This window comes from Streptomyces sp. CRN 30 (assembly GCF_034105845.1).
Map to the genome: position 1 here is coordinate 1 of NZ_JAVRHI010000216.1, position 16,049 is coordinate 16,049.

General features: G+C 74.3%; 18 protein-coding genes and 1 pseudogene. 10 read left to right on the plus strand and 9 right to left on the minus strand.

The window, feature by feature from the left end:
• Positions 1–273 (plus strand): annotated as a pseudogene (locus tag UW392_RS23165) (hypothetical protein); the annotation flags it as partial.
• 19 nt (positions 274–292) lie between these two features.
• Here UW392_RS23165 and UW392_RS23170 read toward each other — a convergent pair.
• The gene (locus tag UW392_RS23170) at positions 293–508 is read right to left on the minus strand and encodes a DUF6199 family natural product biosynthesis protein (RefSeq protein WP_320777010.1); all 216 of its coding nucleotides are present in this window, start codon (positions 506–508) and stop codon (positions 293–295) included.
• Positions 509–921: 413 nt separating this feature from the next.
• Between UW392_RS23170 and UW392_RS23175 the strand changes: the two genes are divergently transcribed.
• Positions 922–2,259, plus strand: a complete 1,338-nt coding sequence (locus UW392_RS23175; protein WP_414496631.1) for a hypothetical protein — start codon at positions 922–924, stop codon at positions 2,257–2,259.
• Between the two features lie 43 nt (positions 2,260–2,302).
• Here UW392_RS23175 and UW392_RS23180 read toward each other — a convergent pair whose 3' ends face one another.
• Positions 2,303–2,716, minus strand: a complete 414-nt coding sequence (locus UW392_RS23180; RefSeq protein WP_320777012.1) for a VOC family protein — start codon at positions 2,714–2,716, stop codon at positions 2,303–2,305.
• Positions 2,717–3,006: 290 nt separating this feature from the next.
• Here UW392_RS23180 and UW392_RS23185 point away from each other — a divergent pair, with 290 nt between their 5' ends.
• The 3 genes from UW392_RS23185 to UW392_RS23195 all read left to right on the plus strand — a co-directional run bounded on the left by UW392_RS23185 (position 3,007) and on the right by UW392_RS23195 (position 6,201).
• Entirely contained in the window at positions 3,007–4,605 is a 1,599-nt protein-coding gene (locus UW392_RS23185; protein WP_320777013.1) for an ABC-F family ATP-binding cassette domain-containing protein, read from the plus strand.
• A gap of 400 nt (positions 4,606–5,005) precedes the next feature.
• On the plus strand, positions 5,006–5,227 hold the full coding sequence (locus UW392_RS23190) for a helix-turn-helix domain-containing protein (protein ID WP_030578326.1): 222 nt from the start codon (positions 5,006–5,008) through the stop codon (positions 5,225–5,227).
• Positions 5,228–5,397: 170 nt separating this feature from the next.
• A complete protein-coding gene (locus UW392_RS23195) occupies positions 5,398–6,201 on the plus strand; it encodes an enoyl-CoA hydratase/isomerase family protein (RefSeq protein WP_320777014.1) in 804 nt (267 codons plus the stop codon).
• A gap of 173 nt (positions 6,202–6,374) precedes the next feature.
• On the opposite strand, the gene UW392_RS23200 is transcribed toward UW392_RS23195, so the two are convergent.
• Complete coding sequence (locus UW392_RS23200; protein ID WP_320777015.1) at positions 6,375–7,229, minus strand: nucleopolyhedrovirus P10 family protein; 855 nt, start codon at positions 7,227–7,229, stop codon at positions 6,375–6,377.
• Positions 7,230–7,316: 87 nt separating this feature from the next.
• On the opposite strand from UW392_RS23200, the gene UW392_RS23205 reads away from it, so the two are divergent.
• The 5 genes from UW392_RS23205 (at position 7,317) to amaP (ending at position 9,803) form a co-directional block, all read left to right on the plus strand.
• Positions 7,317–7,805 carry an Asp23/Gls24 family envelope stress response protein gene (locus UW392_RS23205; RefSeq protein WP_320777016.1) on the plus strand — a complete coding sequence of 163 codons (489 nt, stop codon included), beginning with the start codon at positions 7,317–7,319 and terminating at the stop codon, positions 7,803–7,805.
• 57 nt (positions 7,806–7,862) lie between these two features.
• Complete coding sequence (locus UW392_RS23210) at positions 7,863–8,048, plus strand: hypothetical protein (RefSeq protein ID WP_320777017.1); 186 nt, start codon at positions 7,863–7,865, stop codon at positions 8,046–8,048.
• An 80-nt stretch (positions 8,049–8,128) separates the two neighbouring features.
• Entirely contained in the window at positions 8,129–8,518 is a 390-nt protein-coding gene (locus UW392_RS23215) for a hypothetical protein (RefSeq protein ID WP_320777018.1), read from the plus strand.
• Positions 8,515–9,219, plus strand: coding sequence for a DUF6286 domain-containing protein (locus UW392_RS23220; RefSeq protein WP_320777019.1), 705 nt, complete (start codon positions 8,515–8,517; stop codon positions 9,217–9,219). Before UW392_RS23215 ends, UW392_RS23220 begins: the two co-directional genes overlap by 4 nt.
• Positions 9,216–9,803 (plus strand): alkaline shock response membrane anchor protein AmaP, encoded by a 588-nt coding sequence (gene amaP, locus UW392_RS23225; RefSeq protein WP_320777020.1) that lies wholly within the window; start codon positions 9,216–9,218, stop codon positions 9,801–9,803. The genes UW392_RS23220 and amaP overlap by 4 nt, the downstream gene beginning before the upstream one ends.
• 68 nt (positions 9,804–9,871) lie before the next feature.
• Here the strand turns inward: amaP and UW392_RS23230 are convergent, their stop codons facing one another.
• The 6 genes from UW392_RS23230 to UW392_RS23255 form a co-directional block, all read right to left on the minus strand.
• Positions 9,872–10,627, minus strand: a complete 756-nt coding sequence (locus tag UW392_RS23230) for an SDR family oxidoreductase (protein WP_320777021.1) — start codon at positions 10,625–10,627, stop codon at positions 9,872–9,874.
• Between the two features lie 4 nt (positions 10,628–10,631).
• Positions 10,632–12,524 carry a glycoside hydrolase family 15 protein gene (locus tag UW392_RS23235; protein WP_320777022.1) on the minus strand — a complete coding sequence of 631 codons (1,893 nt, stop codon included), beginning with the start codon at positions 12,522–12,524 and terminating at the stop codon, positions 10,632–10,634.
• Between the two features lie 71 nt (positions 12,525–12,595).
• Positions 12,596–13,465 carry an SURF1 family protein gene (locus tag UW392_RS23240; RefSeq protein WP_320777023.1) on the minus strand — a complete coding sequence of 290 codons (870 nt, stop codon included), beginning with the start codon at positions 13,463–13,465 and terminating at the stop codon, positions 12,596–12,598.
• A gap of 77 nt (positions 13,466–13,542) precedes the next feature.
• Positions 13,543–13,776: a hypothetical protein gene (locus UW392_RS23245; RefSeq protein ID WP_320777024.1), complete on the minus strand. Its 234-nt coding sequence runs from the start codon at positions 13,774–13,776 to the stop codon at positions 13,543–13,545.
• A 104-nt stretch (positions 13,777–13,880) separates the two neighbouring features.
• Positions 13,881–14,858, minus strand: a complete 978-nt coding sequence (locus UW392_RS23250) for a DEDDh family exonuclease (protein WP_320777025.1) — start codon at positions 14,856–14,858, stop codon at positions 13,881–13,883.
• 222 nt (positions 14,859–15,080) lie between these two features.
• Positions 15,081–16,049, minus strand: a 969-nt coding sequence (locus UW392_RS23255; RefSeq protein ID WP_320777026.1) for a CopD family protein, incomplete at its 5' end; no start/stop codon positions are given.

The window sequence follows — 16,049 nt, forward strand, 5'->3', positions numbered from 1 at the left end:
CTGGCCGTCCGCGCCGCCCAGGGGCGCACCGGCCTCGGGGCGGACCGCGCCGGCCCGGAGGCCGGCGCCGGACGGCCCGGGGTGCCGGTCCAGATCTTCCACGGCCCGGACGACGCCATCGCCCCCTGGGCCCTCTCCCGCCGCCTCGCCGAGCGCGACCCCAACCTCGTCTCCCTGCGCGGTGTCCGGCGGGCCTCGCACGGCGCCATGTGGAACGCCGACCCGGAGGCCTACGAGGAGGCGCTCCGCCGGTTCCTCATCCCGCTGATGTAGGCGGGGCCCGCCGGGCCGCTCAGGAGAAGTGGGCGAAGAACATGTACGTCACGACGGCCAGGAAGATGACGCCGGTGACCCGCATCATCAGGTAGCCCGCGGGTGAGGGCTCGGTCGCGTCGTAGTCCTTCACGAACGGTCGCTGCAGCGGCCGGTTGAGCTGCCACAGCAGTTGCGGTCTCACCACCTGGATCAGTCCCATGACCGCGAAGACGCACAGGAACGCGATGATCATATGGGCCCCCTCTTTCGTCAGCCGTTGTCCGCTCCCGTCTGCCCCCGCCCGGCCGGGTCAGACACCCCTGTGGATCGCTCGGCGGCCGACGGACGGACCAGGCCCCGCCCGGGTTTCTGCGCGGACGTCCGACCGCTCATTCCGTTTCTGCTCCGGTCAAGCCCCCACAGGGCGTCGTCCCCTGAATTCGCCTGCTATGTCGGGCTTCCCGGCGACCTCCCGTGACATTCCGTTTGGGTTTTCGGACCGTCAACCGGAAGACTGCACCCGTGACGTCCCGTAACCCGCGCGACTCCAGGCTCCGACTCGTCGGCCCCCGTACGCTGTCCGCCGCTCCGCGAACCGTGACCCAACGCCGCCGCCCCGCCCCGCGGCCCCCGGAGGGCACGCCTCCGCCCGCGGAGCTGGCCCGCATGGCCCGCGCCCGCCTGGCGGACGCGGCACGGGTCGCCCGCTGGGCCGACACCGCGCTCCGTCCCGGCCGCGGGACGACGGAACCGGGCGGTGCGGACCCCGACACCACGGGCACCCTGTCCGACGCGAGCGCCGAACGGGCCGCGGCCGAGCTCGGACTCCACCCCGACCAGGTCCGCGCCGACTGGGACACGGCGCGCCTCGCCGGCCTCGTCGAGGTGCACGGCGGCAGCGCCCGCCCCGGCTGGCGGCTGCGCGCCTGGAACCGCGACGACAGCGCCGTGCTGCGCGGCTGGGTCGCCCTGTTCGACGCGTGGTCGCTGGCGCAGCCCGAGCCCGCGGGGCGCGAGCCCGCCGCCGTGGCCGAGGTCGTCTCCGCGATGCCCCAGGTGCTCTCCTTCCTCCAGCTCTCCGCCGGGCCCGTCCCGGTGGAGCAGCTCCTCGACCTCCTGGAGCAGCGGGTCACCGAACTGCGCACGGAACGCTGCGAGGTGCCGTACGGACCGCAGCCCGCCCCCGCGCTCGTCCCCGCGCCCGAGTCCGTGGCGCCCGGGTCCGCGGGCGCGGCGGCGGGAACGCCCGCGGCCGCCGGGCAGCCGGACGCCGCGGACGACACCCCGCTCGCCCCGCTCCTCGACTGGGCCCTGCACGCCCTCGCCTCCGTCGGCGCCCTCACCTACGGGGACCGGCAGGCGACCCTCACCCCGCTGGGCAGCTGGGCGGTGTGGGTCAAGCTGGAGCAGATCTGCGTCGCCGCGCAGAGCCCCGCCGGGAACATCGAGGTCGCCGCCGAGGACATGCTGCGCGGCTGCGCCCAGCTGCGCCCCAACGCCGCCCGCGCCGAGTACCGCGCCTGGCTCGCCGCCCGTCCCGTCGGCAGCGCCGTCACCGAGCTGCTCGACGCCGCCCGGGGCGAGGACGCCCTGCTGCGTGGCCTGGCCTTCGAGGCGCTGCGCGTGGTCGGCGCCCCCGCCGAACCCGATGTGCGCGCCGTGGCCGAGGAGACCCCGCTGCGCCCCTACGCCCTGCTGTGGCTGGCCGAGCACGACGGCGCCGACCCCGAGGACGCGCACGAGGTGCTGACCCGCGAGGAGGCGACCTGGCTGTGGGTGGACACCGCGGCGGCCGTCGCCGACCACGGCGAGGCCCCGCTCCTCGTACGGCACCTGGAGTCCGCGGTGCAGCCCACGGTGCCCGCGCTCCTCGACGAGGTCCGCGCGGTCGGGCACCCGCGCACCGTGCAGGTCCTGGTGGCGCTCGCCGCCGCGCACCCCGACCCGGCGCTCGCCAAGGCCGTGCGCCGGGCCGCCTTCCAGGTCCACACCGGAGGCAGCTGAGCGGCGCGGCACCGGGGCGGCACCGGGGCGGCCGTCCGCCGCGTCAGATGCTCACCTCGGGGGCGTACGTGCCGAAGGTCCACACATTGCCCTCGACGTCCCGGGCCAGATACTCCCGCGAGCCGTAGTCCTGGTCCGTCGGGGGCACCAGGATCTCCGCGCCGTGCTCGAGGGCGCGCTGGTGGTGCGCGTCGACGTCGTCCACCACGACGTACACCCCGACGGGACCCGTGCCGTGCATGGCGGTGTCGAAGGCGTCGCCGCTGCCCCGGGAGCCGAGCATCACCGCGCCGTTGCCCTGCACCAGCTCGGCGTGGAGCACCGTGCCGTCCTCGGCCTCGTACACCGACAGCTCGGTGAAGCCGAAGGCCTCCGTGAGCTGTCTGACCGCGGCCTTCGCGTCCGCGCAGAGCAGCGTCGGGTAGATGCTCGGACGCCCGCCGTCCATGCCCGCCATACCGATCACTCCCTCTCGCCCGGCGGCCGAACCGGCGCCGGACACCAACGGAACACGATCCGGCGCCCAGTCTGGCACCCGCCACCGACAGCGCCGGACCGCCGCCGGGCCCGCCCCGCGCCGCCCCCTGCCGGTGACCGAGGCCACGTCCGCCCGCCGGGCAGGGGAGGAAAAACGCTTGCCGCCCCCGGTTAGAATCGGCCCCATGGCCATTCTCCTCGCGCATTAGACGGCGTGACCGCCCTCAGCCGCCCACCCCGCCGTCAACGACCCTGCCCGGGAGTCTGTCCGTGATCACCGCCTCTGGTATCGAGCTGCGCGCCGGTGCCCGCATCCTCATCGAGAACGCCACCTTCCGCGTCGCCAAGGGCGACCGCATCGGTCTGGTCGGCCGCAACGGCGCCGGCAAGACGACCCTGACCAAGGTCCTCGCGGGCGAGGGCATCCCCGCCGCGGGCACCGTCAGCCGCTCCGGCGAGGTCGGCTACCTGCCGCAGGACCCGCGCACCGGCGACCTCGACGTGCTCGCCCGCGACCGCATCCTCTCCGCCCGCGGCCTGGACACCCTGATCCGCAAGATGCGCGAGAACGAGCAGCGCATCGCCAACGGCCAGGGCTCCACCCGCGACAAGGCGATGCGGCAGTACGAGCGCCAGGAGACGGAGTTCCTCACCAAGGGCGGATACGCCGCCGAGGCCGAGGCCGCCACCATCGCCGCCGCGCTCAACCTGCCCGACCGGGTGCTCGGCCAGCCGCTGCACACGCTCTCCGGCGGTCAGCGCCGCCGCGTGGAGCTCGCCCGCATCCTGTTCTCCGACGCGGACACCCTGCTCCTCGACGAGCCGACGAACCACCTCGACGCCGACTCGATCGTCTGGCTGCGCGACTACCTGAAGACCTACCGCGGTGGCTTCATCGTCATCTCCCACGACGTCGACCTGGTCGAGACGGTCGTCAACAAGGTGTTCTACCTGGACGCCAACCGCTCCCACATCGACGTCTACAACATGGGCTGGAAGCTCTACCAGCAGCAGCGCGAGGCCGACGAGAAGCGCCGCAAGCGCGAGCGCCAGAACGCCGAGAAGAAGGCCTCCGCGCTGAACGCGCAGGCGGACAAGATGCGCGCCAAGGCCACCAAGACGGTCGCCGCGCAGAACATGGCCCGCCGCGCCGAGCGCCTGCTGTCCGGCCTGGAGGAGGTCCGCCAGTCCGACAAGGTCGCCAAGCTGCGCTTCCCCGAGCCCGCGCCCTGCGGCAGGACGCCGCTGATGGCGGAGGGCCTGTCGAAGTCGTACGGCTCGCTGGAGATCTTCACCGACGTCGACCTGGCCGTCGACAAGGGTTCCCGGGTCGTCATCCTCGGTCTCAACGGCGCCGGCAAGACCACCCTGCTGCGCCTCCTCGGCGGCGTCGAGCAGCCCGACACCGGCGAGGTCGTGCCGGGGCACGGGCTCAAGCTCGGCTACTACGCGCAGGAGCACGAGACCCTCGACCCCGACCGCACCGTGCTGGAGAACATGCGCTCGGCCGCGCCCGACATCGACCTGGTCGAGATCCGCAAGACGCTCGGCTCGTTCCTCTTCTCCGGCGACGACGTGGACAAGCCGGCCGGCGTCCTCTCCGGCGGCGAGAAGACCCGTCTGGCCCTGGCCACGCTCGTCGTCTCCTCGGCCAACGTGCTGCTGCTCGACGAGCCGACCAACAACCTCGACCCGGCCAGCCGCGAGGAGATCCTCGGCGCGCTGCGCACCTACAAGGGCGCGGTCGTCCTGGTCACCCACGACGAGGGCGCCGTCGAGGCGCTCCAGCCGGAACGGATCATCCTGCTCCCGGACGGCATCGAGGACCTCTGGGGCGCCGACTACGCGGACCTCGTCGCCCTCGCCTGAGGACCCGTGTCATGGCTTCAGGCCGTGAGCGCGCGAGCGGACCAGTCACCGTCACGTCCACTTGATCGAATGACTGATCCACTGCGTATGGATCATTCGGCCGATCCGTGATCCATCATCTGTGTGAGATCTCCTCGTACCCGGGTGTGTTCTCCACCGAATTCGCGGCCGGGCCCCCTCACACCGGGGGCCCGGCCGTCCTGCGTCGCTGACCTGCCACTTCTCCGGAGATCCCGTCCGGACGTACGGATATCTCCGCGCGGAATTCGAGATTCCACTCGTGGGTACGCACTCCCGTCGTCACAACCTTGTCTCACGGACCTTGCCGAATGGGTGGCCATCGGGGGCAAGAGGGGTGATCATGAGGAGACCAGAGCGCACTTCCCATGAGGAGGCACGGGTGGCCGAGACTCTGAAGAAGGGCAGCCGGGTGACCGGCGCCGCGCGCGACAAGCTCGCGGCAGACCTGAAGAAGAAGTACGACTCCGGTGCGAGCATCCGGGCACTGGCCGAGGAAACCGGCCGCTCGTATGGCTTCGTCCACCGGATGCTCAGCGAGTCGGGCGTCACGCTGCGGGGACGCGGCGGGGCGACGCGGGGCAAGAAGGCCCAGTCGGCCTGACACCGGGCGGCCCCTCGTCTTCGACGGTGGCCACCCGGTCGGTCTTCTCCGGGTCCGTGAAGGGCCCGGGGTAACTACGGACCGGCCGGGTGGTTACTGTGCAGTCACTTGCGGACGCCGACGTGCGCGAACCACGGCGTCCATCCGACCGCACCCACCGGAGGCGCCCCATGGCTACGCCCGACCAGGACCTCGCTCCCGTTCTCGACCAGGACGGCGTACGGCTCACCGTCGACGGCGCGACCGCCACGGTGACCCTGACCAACCCCGCCAAGCGCAACGCGCAGAGCCCCGCCCTGTGGCGCGCGCTCATCGAGGCCGGCCGGGTGCTGCCGGGCTCCGTCCGGGTGGTCGTCCTGCGCGCCGAGGGCAAGTCGTTCTCGGCGGGACTCGACCGGCGGATGTTCACGCCGGAGGGCATCGAGGGCCAGCCCTCCTTCACCGAGCTCGCACGCGAAGGTGACGCTGAACTCGACGCGACCATCGCCTCCTTCCAGGAGGCGTTCACCTGGTGGAGGCGGAGCGACATCGTCTCCATAGCCGCCGTCCAGGGGCATGCCATCGGCGCGGGTTTTCAGCTCGCGCTCGCCTGTGACCTGCGCGTCGTCGCGGACGACGTGCAGTTCGCCATGCGTGAGACCGGCCTCGGTCTCGTCCCCGACCTGACGGGCACGCACCCCCTGGTGCGCCTCGTGGGATACGCCCGGGCGCTGGAGATCTGCCTGACCGGACGCTTCGTCCACGCGGAGGAGGCGGTGACCGGCGGTCTCGCCAACCTGGCCGTGCCCGCCGACCGGCTCGACGAGACCGTGGGAGACCTGGCCTCGGCCGTGCTCGCCGCGCCGCGGGACGCCGTCGTCGAGACCAAGGCGCTGCTCCTCGGCGCGCTGGAGCGGACGTACGAGGAGCAGCGCGCCGCCGAACGGGCCGCGCAGGCCCGGCGGCTGCGGGACCTCGCGGGCCTCGGGGAGTAGCGGATGGCGCGGGCGGCGGACGGCGCGCGACCGGTCCGCAGCCGCAGCCGCAGCCGCAGCCGCAGTCGCGCTCCGGTCCGTGTCCGCGGTCTGGTCCGTGTCCGCGCTCCGGTCCGTGTCCGCGCTCCGGTCCGCGCCCGCGTTCCGGTCCGCCCCGTCGTCCGGTCCACCGTTCAGTGGTTCGCCCGGTCCACCGCCGTCACCAGGACGGCCACCGACGGGTGGTCCGGCAGCGCCCCGCCCGCCGCCGTGCGCACCGCGCGCGCCACGTCCAGCGCCCGCCGCTCCGAAGCGACCGCGATCTCCACGCGGACATGACGGCGCGGCAGCGCGGGTCCGGTGCCGATGCGGATCGCGCGGTCCGGCCGGCCCAGGACGCCGGTCAGCCGGGTCACGCCCGGAACGGCCAGCACGGCGGCGGCCACCCGGGCCTCCTCGCCCGCTCCGGCCGGGCCCGGTCCGGGATCGGGTCCGGCCGGTTCCGTGTCCTCCGCACCCTCCACGCCTTCTGTGTCCTCCGCACCCTTCACCTCCTCCGTATCACCGGTGTCGTCCATGTCGGCGGAATCGAGCAGCCCCGTCACCCGCAGGTCGACCTCGGTCACCGTCAGCCCGAGGCGTTCCGCCGCCGTCCGCGCCAGGGCCGCCCGCAGCCGGGCCGCCGTCACCGGGAGCGGTTCGGCGGCCGTGGCGAGCGGGTCCGCCGCGACCCGGACCTCCGCGTCGATGCGCAGCGGACCGGGTGGCAGCGCGCTCGGCGGAGGCGGTACGGCGGGGTCGTGGGACTGCTCCGGGCGGGACGGTGAGAGCCGTAGCCGGCCGAGGCGCGCCCCGCGCACCGAGGCGGCCGTGGAGCGCAGGACCGGTCCGGCCGCCTGCTCCGTGATCCAGGCGCCGTCGCGGGGGCCGCCCAGGGGAAGCACTCTGCCCAGCCCGAGCCGGCGCCGCACCGCGCGCAGGTCCGCACCCGCCGTCGTGTCCGAAAGTGCCGCACGCCGCCGGTCCCCAGCCCGTCCGTCCTCCGTCATTGCTCCAGCCTGCCGCATATCCGGCGCGCCGACAGGCGTCCGCACCTAATGTGGGCGGCAGGTAGACGACCTGAAGGGACGTACGCCATGACGGACATGTCGGAGCGGCACCGGACGGGAAAGACCGAGGGTGAGCCGACCGCGGAGGCGGCCGCGGGCCGCAGGGGCGCCCGGCGGGGCGGCGGCGTGGCCGGCACCCGGGGACGCACCACCATCGCCGACGGGGTCGTCGAGAAGATCGCCGGGCTCGCCGCACGGGACGTGGTCGGCGTCCACGCCATGGGCAGCGGGCTGTCGCGGACCTTCGGCGCCGTGCGCGACCGGGTGCCCGGCGGTTCGAAGTCGATCACACGGGGTGTGAAGGCCGAGGTCGGCGAGGTGCAGACCGCGCTCGACCTGGAGATCGTCGTCGAGTACGGCATGTCCATCGGGGAGGTGTCCCGGGCCGTTCGCGAGAACGTCATCGCGGCTGTCGAACGCATGACGGAGCTCGAGGTCGTCGAGGTCAACATCGCCGTCACCGATGTGAAGCTGCCCGACGAAGAGGAAGAGGAACCGGAGTCCCGGCTGCAGTAGCCGGCCCGCCCAGCCCCGTCCCGCCCAGCCCAACCGAACCGCTGAGGAGCGCACAGCATGAGCATGGCCGTGGTCGGCATGATCGCCGGAATGGTGCTGGGTTTCGCCGGGTACTTCGGCGGATTCGGTGCGTTTCTGCTGGTGGCCGCGTTGGGCGCGGTCGGTTTCGGTGTCGGCCGCTATCTGGAGGGGGACCTGGACATCGGTGCCTTCTTCCGGACGCGTGACGACCGGCGGCGGTGACCCGGGTGAGCGGTGGTGCCGCCGGGGACAGTGGTCCGGGAGGCGGTTTCGGACGTTCTGCGACGGGACGGCCGGCACCGGTGCCGGCGCTTCCGGTCGTCGCCCCGGCCGAGCGCGGCGCGACCCGGATCGCCGACCGGGTCGTCGCGAAGATCGCCGCCCGGGCGGCGCTCGAGGCGCTGGGGCCGCTGCCCGCGGAGGCCGCGCCCCCGCACGCCGGCGTCGACGTCCGTCCCGGCGTTCCCGGCCCCGCCCCCGCGGGCGGGGCTCCCCCCACGACCGTGCACGTCCACGTCGGCCTGGAGCTCGGCTACCCGGGCGACATCGGCGGCCGGTGCGCCGCCGTGCGCCGCCGGGTCGCCGAGCGGGTGGAGGAGCTGGCGGGGATGGAGGTACCGGAGGTGGCTGTCCGGGTGGAGCGGCTGCACCTCACCCACGCATCCGGCACGGTTCGGGGAAGGACGCGATGAGCGAGCCCCAGGACGGCCGGTCCTCGCAGGGCACCGAGGGGACCGGGCCGCCGCCGGTCATGGAGAAGGCACCGCACGGCGTACCCGGCCGGCCCGTCCCGCCGGAGCCCGCCGCCGGCCCCGAGCCGCCGCCCGGCCCGGACGACGGGGGCGGCCGGCAACGGCGCTTCTGGTCCGCGCGCCGGGTCCCCGCCGGGGTGCTCGCCCTGCTGCTGCTCGCCGGCACCGGTCTCCTGCTGTACGACGTCGTCGCCGTCCGGGCCGGCCGGCCCGCCATGGCGTGGCGCGGGACCCTCGCCCGGGAGCTCGCGACACGCCCCCTCGACGACACCTGGATGCTGGCCGGCGCGGGGATCACCGTGGCGCTCGGGCTGTGGCTGCTGCTCCTCGCCGTGACACCCGGTCTGCGGCACGTGCTGCCGATGCGCCGCGTCCACCCCGACGTACGGGCGGGACTGTGGCGGGACGCCGCGGCGCTGGGCCTGCGCGACCGGGCCATGGAGGTGGCGGGCGTGCGCACCGTACGGGTCCGGGTGCGGCGCGGCAGGATCGGTGTCCGGGCGGTCGCGCACTTCCGGGAGCTCGACGAGGTGCGCGCCGACCTCGACACGGTGCTCACCGACGGCATCGGACGGCTCGGGCTCTCCCGGCCGCCCGCGCTGGCCGTGCGCGTACGGCGCCCGGGACGGAAGGACGGGTGAGGACGGTGGACAGGATCGTCAACCGGGTGCTGCTGGGACTCGGCGGGCTGCTGCTCGTGGTGGCGGGCGGGTCCGTGCTCGCCGTCGGCCTCGGTGTGCGGCCGCCGTCGTGGTGGGTGTACGGCGGACGGCACGACGTGCTGCTCGACGACGCCGCGCGGACGCGCTGGCGGGACGCGGGCTGGTGGTGGCCGGCCGTGATCGCCGGGCTCGCCGTGCTGCTGCTGCTCGCGCTGTGGTGGCTGGCCGCCGTGCTGCGCCGCCGCCGGCTCGGCGCGCTCCTCGTGGACACCGGGGACGGCCGGGACGCCGTGCTGCACGGCCCCGCCCTGGAGGAGGCCCTCGCCGCCGAGGCGGAACGGGCGCCCGGCGTGGAGCGCGTCCAGGTGCGGCTGACCGGACGGCGGCGGGCACCCGGGGCCCGGGTGCGGATCCTGCTGGAACCGCACGCGCACCCCCGGGAGGTGCTGGACGGACTCGCCGGGCGGACCCTCGGGCACGCCCGGGACTCCGCCGGGCGGGCCGCCCTCCCCACCGAGGTACGCCTGAGGGCGGCCGGACACCGGGCGGAACGGGTGAACTGAACCGCCCGGGCGCGGGGGAGGAGCGCGGAGCCGGTGGACGAGCCCCGCCGGGGCCGGTCCACGGGCTCTCAGAAACCGTGCCGGGACCCGCCGTCCACGGGCAGCATGATGCCCGTCAGGTACGAGGCGGCCGGCGACAGCAGGAACGCGGCCGTGCGCCCGAACTCCTCCGGGGTGCCGTACCGGCGCAGCGGGATGCGGGCCTCGTTGGCCGCGCGGGTCACCTCCGGGTTCGCGGAGCGCCCGTCCAGCTCCCGTACCCGGTCGGTGTCGATGCGGGCCGGCAGCAGGCCCACCACGCGGATGCCGCGCGGCCCCAGCTCGTCCGCGAGGGACTTGGCGAAGCCCGCGAGGCCGGGGCGCAGGCCGTTGGAGAGGGTCAGGCCCGGGATCGGCTCGTGCACGGAACCGGAGAGCACGAAGCCGATGACGCCGCCCTCGCCGAGCTCCGCCGCGGCCGCCCGCGCCAGGCGGACCGCCCCGAGGAACACCGACTCGAACGCGGCCGTCCACTGCTCGTCCGTGTGGTCCGCGACGAGGCCGGGCGCGGGCCCGCCGACGCTGATCAGGATGCCGTCGAAGCCGCCGAAGTGCTCCCGCGCGGCGGCGATCAGCCGGGCGGGGGCCTCCGGGTCCGCGTTGTCCGCGGCGACCCCCACGGCGTTCCGGCCGAGCGCGTCCGCCGCCGCTGCCGCGGTCCGCTCGTCGCGCCCGCTGACGATCACCTTCGCGCCGTCGGCGACGAGTTCCCGCGCGCTCGCACGGCCCAGCCCGCGGGTCGCTCCGGTGACGACGTACACCCGGTCCTTCAGTCCAAGATCCATGCGCCTATCCTGCCGTCTCGTCCCCGAACAGGGCGAGGGCTGTGCCGACCAGACCGATGTGACTGAACGCCTGCGGGAAGTTGCCGAGCTGGTGGCCGGCGACGGGGTCGTACTCCTCCGCGAGCAGTCCCACGTCGTTGGTGAGCCCCACCAGCCGGTCGAACAGCTCGCGCGCCTCCTTGGTGCGGCCGGCCAGGTGCAGCGCGTCGGCGAGCCAGAACGAGCAGACGAGGAACGTGCCCTCGCTGCCCGGGAGCCCGTCCACGGCCGTCTTCTCGGCGCTGTAGCGACGCAGCAGACCGTCCTGCCCGAGCTCGTCGCGGACCGCGTCGATGGTGCCGAGCACACGGGGGTCGTCCGGCGGCAGGAAGCCGACGCGGGGGATCACCAGCAGCGCGGCGTCCAGCTCCGCAGACCCGTAGGACTGCGTGAACGTGTTCCGCTCGCGGTCGAAGCCCCGCTCGCACACCTCGCGGTGGATCTCGTCCCGCATCTCGCGCCAGCCGTCCAGGTCGCCCCCCAGCTGCGGATCGGCCTCCAGGGTGCGTACCGCGCGGTCCGCGGCCACCCACGCCATCACCTTGGAGTGCACGAACTGCCGCCGCCCGCCGCGCACCTCCCACAGTCCCTCGTCCGGCTCCCGCCACGCCGTCCGCAGGAAGTCCATCAGGGCGCACTGCAGCTTCCACACGTGCGGCTCGGGCGGCAGTCCCGCGGCGCGGGCCAGCGACAGGGAGTTCATGACCTCGCCGTACACGTCCAGCTGCAGCTGTGAGGCCGCGCCGTTGCCCACGCGGACCGGGGACGAGCCGCGGAAGCCCCGCAGCCACGGCAGTTCGTACTCGGGCAGGCGCCGTTCACCGGCCAGCCCGTACATGATCCTCAGGTCCGCCGGGTCACCGGCGACCGCCCGCACCAGCCAGTCGCGCCAGGCCACGGCCTCGTCCTGGTAGCCGGCCGAGAGGAGCGCGCCGAGGGTGAGGGTGGAGTCGCGCAGCCAGCAGTAGCGGTAGTCCCAGTTGCGTACGCCGCCGATCTGTTCCGGCAGCGAGGTGGTGGCCGCCGCGACGATGCCACCCGTCGGGGCGTAGATGAGGGACTTGAGGGTGATCAGGGAACGGACGACCGCGTCCCGGTACGGGCCGTCGTAACGGCAGTGGGAGACCCAGGCCCGCCAGTCCTCGACACTGTGCCGGAGCGATTCGTACGGATCGACCTCCGGGGGCGGCGGTTCGTGCGAGGGGTGCCAGGTGAGGACGAAGGCGACCTTCTCGCCCTTCTCCACGGTGAACTCCGAGTGCGTGGCCCGGCCCTCGCCCCAGGTGCGCACCTCCGGCTCACTGCGCAGCCATGCCGAGTCCGGACCCGCGACGGCCACCCGGTGGCCGTCCGTCCTGCGCACCCACGGCACGATCGAGCCGTAGTCGAAGCGGAGCCGGAGCGTGCTGCGCACGGTCACCCGGCCCTCGAGGCCCTCGACGATCCGGACCAGGTCGGGGGCGCAGTCGCGCTGGGGCATCAGGTCCGTGACGCGGATCGCGCCCTCGTCCGTCTCCCACTCGGTGTCCAGGACCAGCGTGTCGCGCCGGTACGCGCGCCGGGTGCAGGTGTCCGCGCCCTCGGGGGCGATCCGCCAGTGCCCGTTCTTGTCGGTGCCGAGCAGCGCGGCGAAGCACGCCGCCGAGTCGAAGCGCGGCAGGCAGAGCCAGTCCACGGAGCCGCGGCGGCTCACCAGGGCGGCCGTCTGGTGGTCGCCGAGGAGGGCGTAGTCCTCGATGAGGGGGTGGTCCTCGCCGTGGGGCCTCTCCTCGGTGCGGGGCTGGTCCGCGGTGCGGGGGCGGTCTCCGTCGGGGGAGTGGTCTCCGTTGCGGGCTGGGTCTCCGATAAGGGGATGCACGGCTGCCGTCTTCCCTGCGACCTGGAGGATCAATCCGCGCGCCGCCGGGAAGGGGCGGGCCCTTCCCGGTCCTACACCGAGGCGGGTGCCGACTCCTTGTCCCCGCCGCCCTGCTCGGCCCCGTCCGTCTTGTCCGTCTCGTCTGTCTCGCCCGTTCCCTCCGTCTCCGTCTCCGCCTCCGCTTCGGCGGCGGCCGCCTCCTCACGGTCGCGGCGCTCGCGGCGGACCAGGACGAACCAGCCCACGGGGACGCCCGCGGCGAACAGCCACCACTGGACGGCGTACGCCATGTGGTTGCCGATGCCGCTGTGGTCCGGCTCGGAGATCAGCTCCGGACTGCCGCCCTCCGGCCGCGGGGAGGTCAGCTCGACGTAGCCGCCGAGGACCGGCCGGCCCAGGAGTTCGGCCTGCTGCTCGCTGTTTATCAGCATGACCTGGCGGTCGGGGAGGCCCTCGAGGTCCTTGATGCCGCTGTCGGCGGTCGTCTGGTCGGGCATCAGCCGCCCGGTGACCGTGATCTCGCCGCTTGCGGGCGCGGGGATGTCGGGGAACTCGGTCTGGGCGCCGTCCGCGGGCACCCAGCCCCGGTTGACCAGGAGCACCCGGCCGTCGTCCAGCACGAACGGGGTGAGGACGTGGTAGCCGACCTTGTCGTCGACGTTCGTACGGCGCCGGACGACGACCTCGTGCTCGGTGTCGAACCGGCCCCGCGCCGTCACCGCGCGGTAGAGGTCGGCGTCGGCGACGGATCCGCCGGGCGAGGTCAGCGACTCCGCGGGGACCGGATCGGCGTCCAGGGAGTCGGAGATCACCTGGTTGAGGGCCACCCGGCGCTCATGGCGGTGCAGCTGCCAGAAGCCCAACTCGATCATCGTCGGGATGAGCGCGAGCGCGACGAGGGTGACGATCACCCACTGCCGGGACAACAGGAAGCGGTACACACCATGACGGTACCTCCCTGGGTGCCGGGGGCCTCCACGCGGGTGCGTACCGGGACGCGCGGCGCACTCCGGACGGCTCAGACCTTGTCGGCGACCTCCGCCCCGCCCGCCGTACGGGCGCAGTGCGCGCAGCAGTACCAGTGGCCCTGCACCTCCACGCCCTGGTTGACGATCGGCGCACGGCAGTGCTCGCAGACCGGGGCCATGCGGTGGATCGCGCAGGCGAAGCAGTCGAAGACGTGCACCGCGCCCTGCGCGTGCACCTCGAACGTCATGCCGTACTCATTGCCGCAGACTTCACAACGTGCCATGCGCCACAGAGTGCGGCGTGGGCGCGGCGGGGGCGAGCGGGCGCCGGGCGAGTCGCCCGGCAATCACTCGTACGTCCGTCACCCCGGTCCGACGATCCTGCCCGTCACTCCCCGGACGCCGGCTCCACGTCGCGCAGCAGCTGACCGAAGGCCGCCTCGTCGATCACGGGGGTGCCGTGCTGACGGGCCTTGACCACCTTCGACGTGCCCGAGTCCGGGTCGTTGGTGACGAGCAGGCTGGTCAGCCGGGACAGGCTCGTCGCGACGTGCAGCCCGGCCTCGGCCGCGCGGTCCTCCAGCAGCTCCCGGTCGACCGAGGTGTCCCCGGAGAAGGCCACCCGCATGCCCTGTTTGAGTGGTTTGCCGTCCTCGTAGCGTCCCGGGTTGGGGTACGGGCACGCGGGGCGCTTGCGGGACGGGCGCCAACTGCCCGCCCGGTAGCCCCCCGAGGACTGCCGGCCGACGAGCGGCGCCGCCGACCACTCGGTGAGCGGGCGGCACTCCAGCAGCGGCAGCCGCACACCCCTGCTCGCGGCCGTGTGCAGGCTCGGCCGGAACGCCTCCGCCAGCACGCGCGCGTCGTCCAGCGCGTGGTGCGCCCGCTGCTGCACGACGCCGAAGTGGGCGGCCAGCGACTCCAGCTTGTGGTTCGGCAGCGGCAGGGCGAGCTCCTTGGCGAGCGCTATGGTGCACAGCCGCTGCCGCACCGGGGCGCTGCGCTCCGCGCGCGCGTACTCCCGGGCGATCATCGACCAGTCGAACACGGCGTTGTGCGCGACGAGCACGCGGCCGTCCAGCCGGGCGGCGAACTCCTCGGCGATGTCCCCGAAGAGCGGGGCGCCCTCGAGCACGTCGCTCGTCAGCCCGTGGATCCACACCGGGCCCGGATCCCGCTCGGGATTCACCATCGTGTACCAGTGGTCCTCGACCTCACCGCGCGCGTCCAGCCGGTAGACGGCCGCGGAGATGATCCGGTCGTCCCGGGCGAGGCCGGTGGTCTCCACGTCGACGACCGCGTACCCCTGGGGATACGCGGCCGGCCAGGAGGTGTCGGACGCCGCGGTCGTACGGTCTTCGAGCATGGTCACTGAGGATACGGGCCACGACTGACAGTCCGGTCGCCGCCGCCCCGAACCGGCCCCGGCGCACCGGCGCCCGCGCGCGGCCCGGCCCGGCTTCCCGTGCGGGGCGCGGGAGTTGACCGCGGGGCACGGACCGCCCGGTGACCGCACGCCGAACCGGTGTCCGAGTCGTCGCGGTTGTCGCGTTCGCGTGCACGCAACGTCCCGGCCCCCGCGCCACGTTCACCAGCGGATCGGCACCGGCACCACCGTCAGCAGCGCCGAGACCGCGACGACCACGCCGAGCACCACGACCTCCGCGCGCGCGGGCGAGCAGGCGGTGAGCGGGTCGCTCGCCCGGCTCAGCCGCCGTCGCGCCACCAGCGCCAGGACGGCGACGACGACCATGAGCAGCACCTTGGCCAGCAGGACGCGCCCGTACGCGGTCGTCGTCAGCTGCTCCAGCACCGTCTGCGGCGGCATGCGGCGCAGCGTGCTGCACACTCCCGTCGCCGTGAGGGCGGCCAGCAGGACGGCCGCCACGCGCGCGTAGAGCCCCAGCAGCGCGGCGCCCGCGCCCTCCGTCTCCGAGGGCTGCCCCGCGCGCGCGGCGCGCCAGTGGCGCAGGACGCGCAGGACGTACAGCAGCCCGCCCACCCACAGGGAGGCGCAGATGACGTGAACCAGGGTCAGCGCACTGCCGACCAGCGGGCTGTACTCCGTCGTGGGGTGCGCCCGCAGCGCCTCCGCGACGGCGACAGCGGCCAGCGGCCACACCTGCGTGGCGGGACGGCGGGAGAGGGCGCACAGGCCCGCCGCGGCGAAGGCGTTGACCTCCAGGAGGGCGAGCACGCCGTCCCGGGTGTCGTACAGGCCGCCCACGTCGATGTCGCCGAGGCCGGCCGGGACGAGGTTCCCGGTGGACACGACCGAGGCGAGCCCCAGTGCGGCGAGGAACCCGGCGGCGGCCGCGTACGGGGCCCAGCTGCGCGGTGTCCGGGCGGGCGCCCCGGGTATCCGCCGCACCAGCCGGGCCACGAACAGCTCGCCCGCCGGCACGCACAGGGCCGCGAACAGGACGGTGCGCAGCAGTGCGATCCCGCTCGCGCCCGGGACCGCCGCCTCGCCCGTCCCGTCCAGCGCGGCGCGCGGCCCGAACACCGGTATCAGCGCGGCGGCGGCCACCAGGACGAGCACGGCGACGGCGCGGGC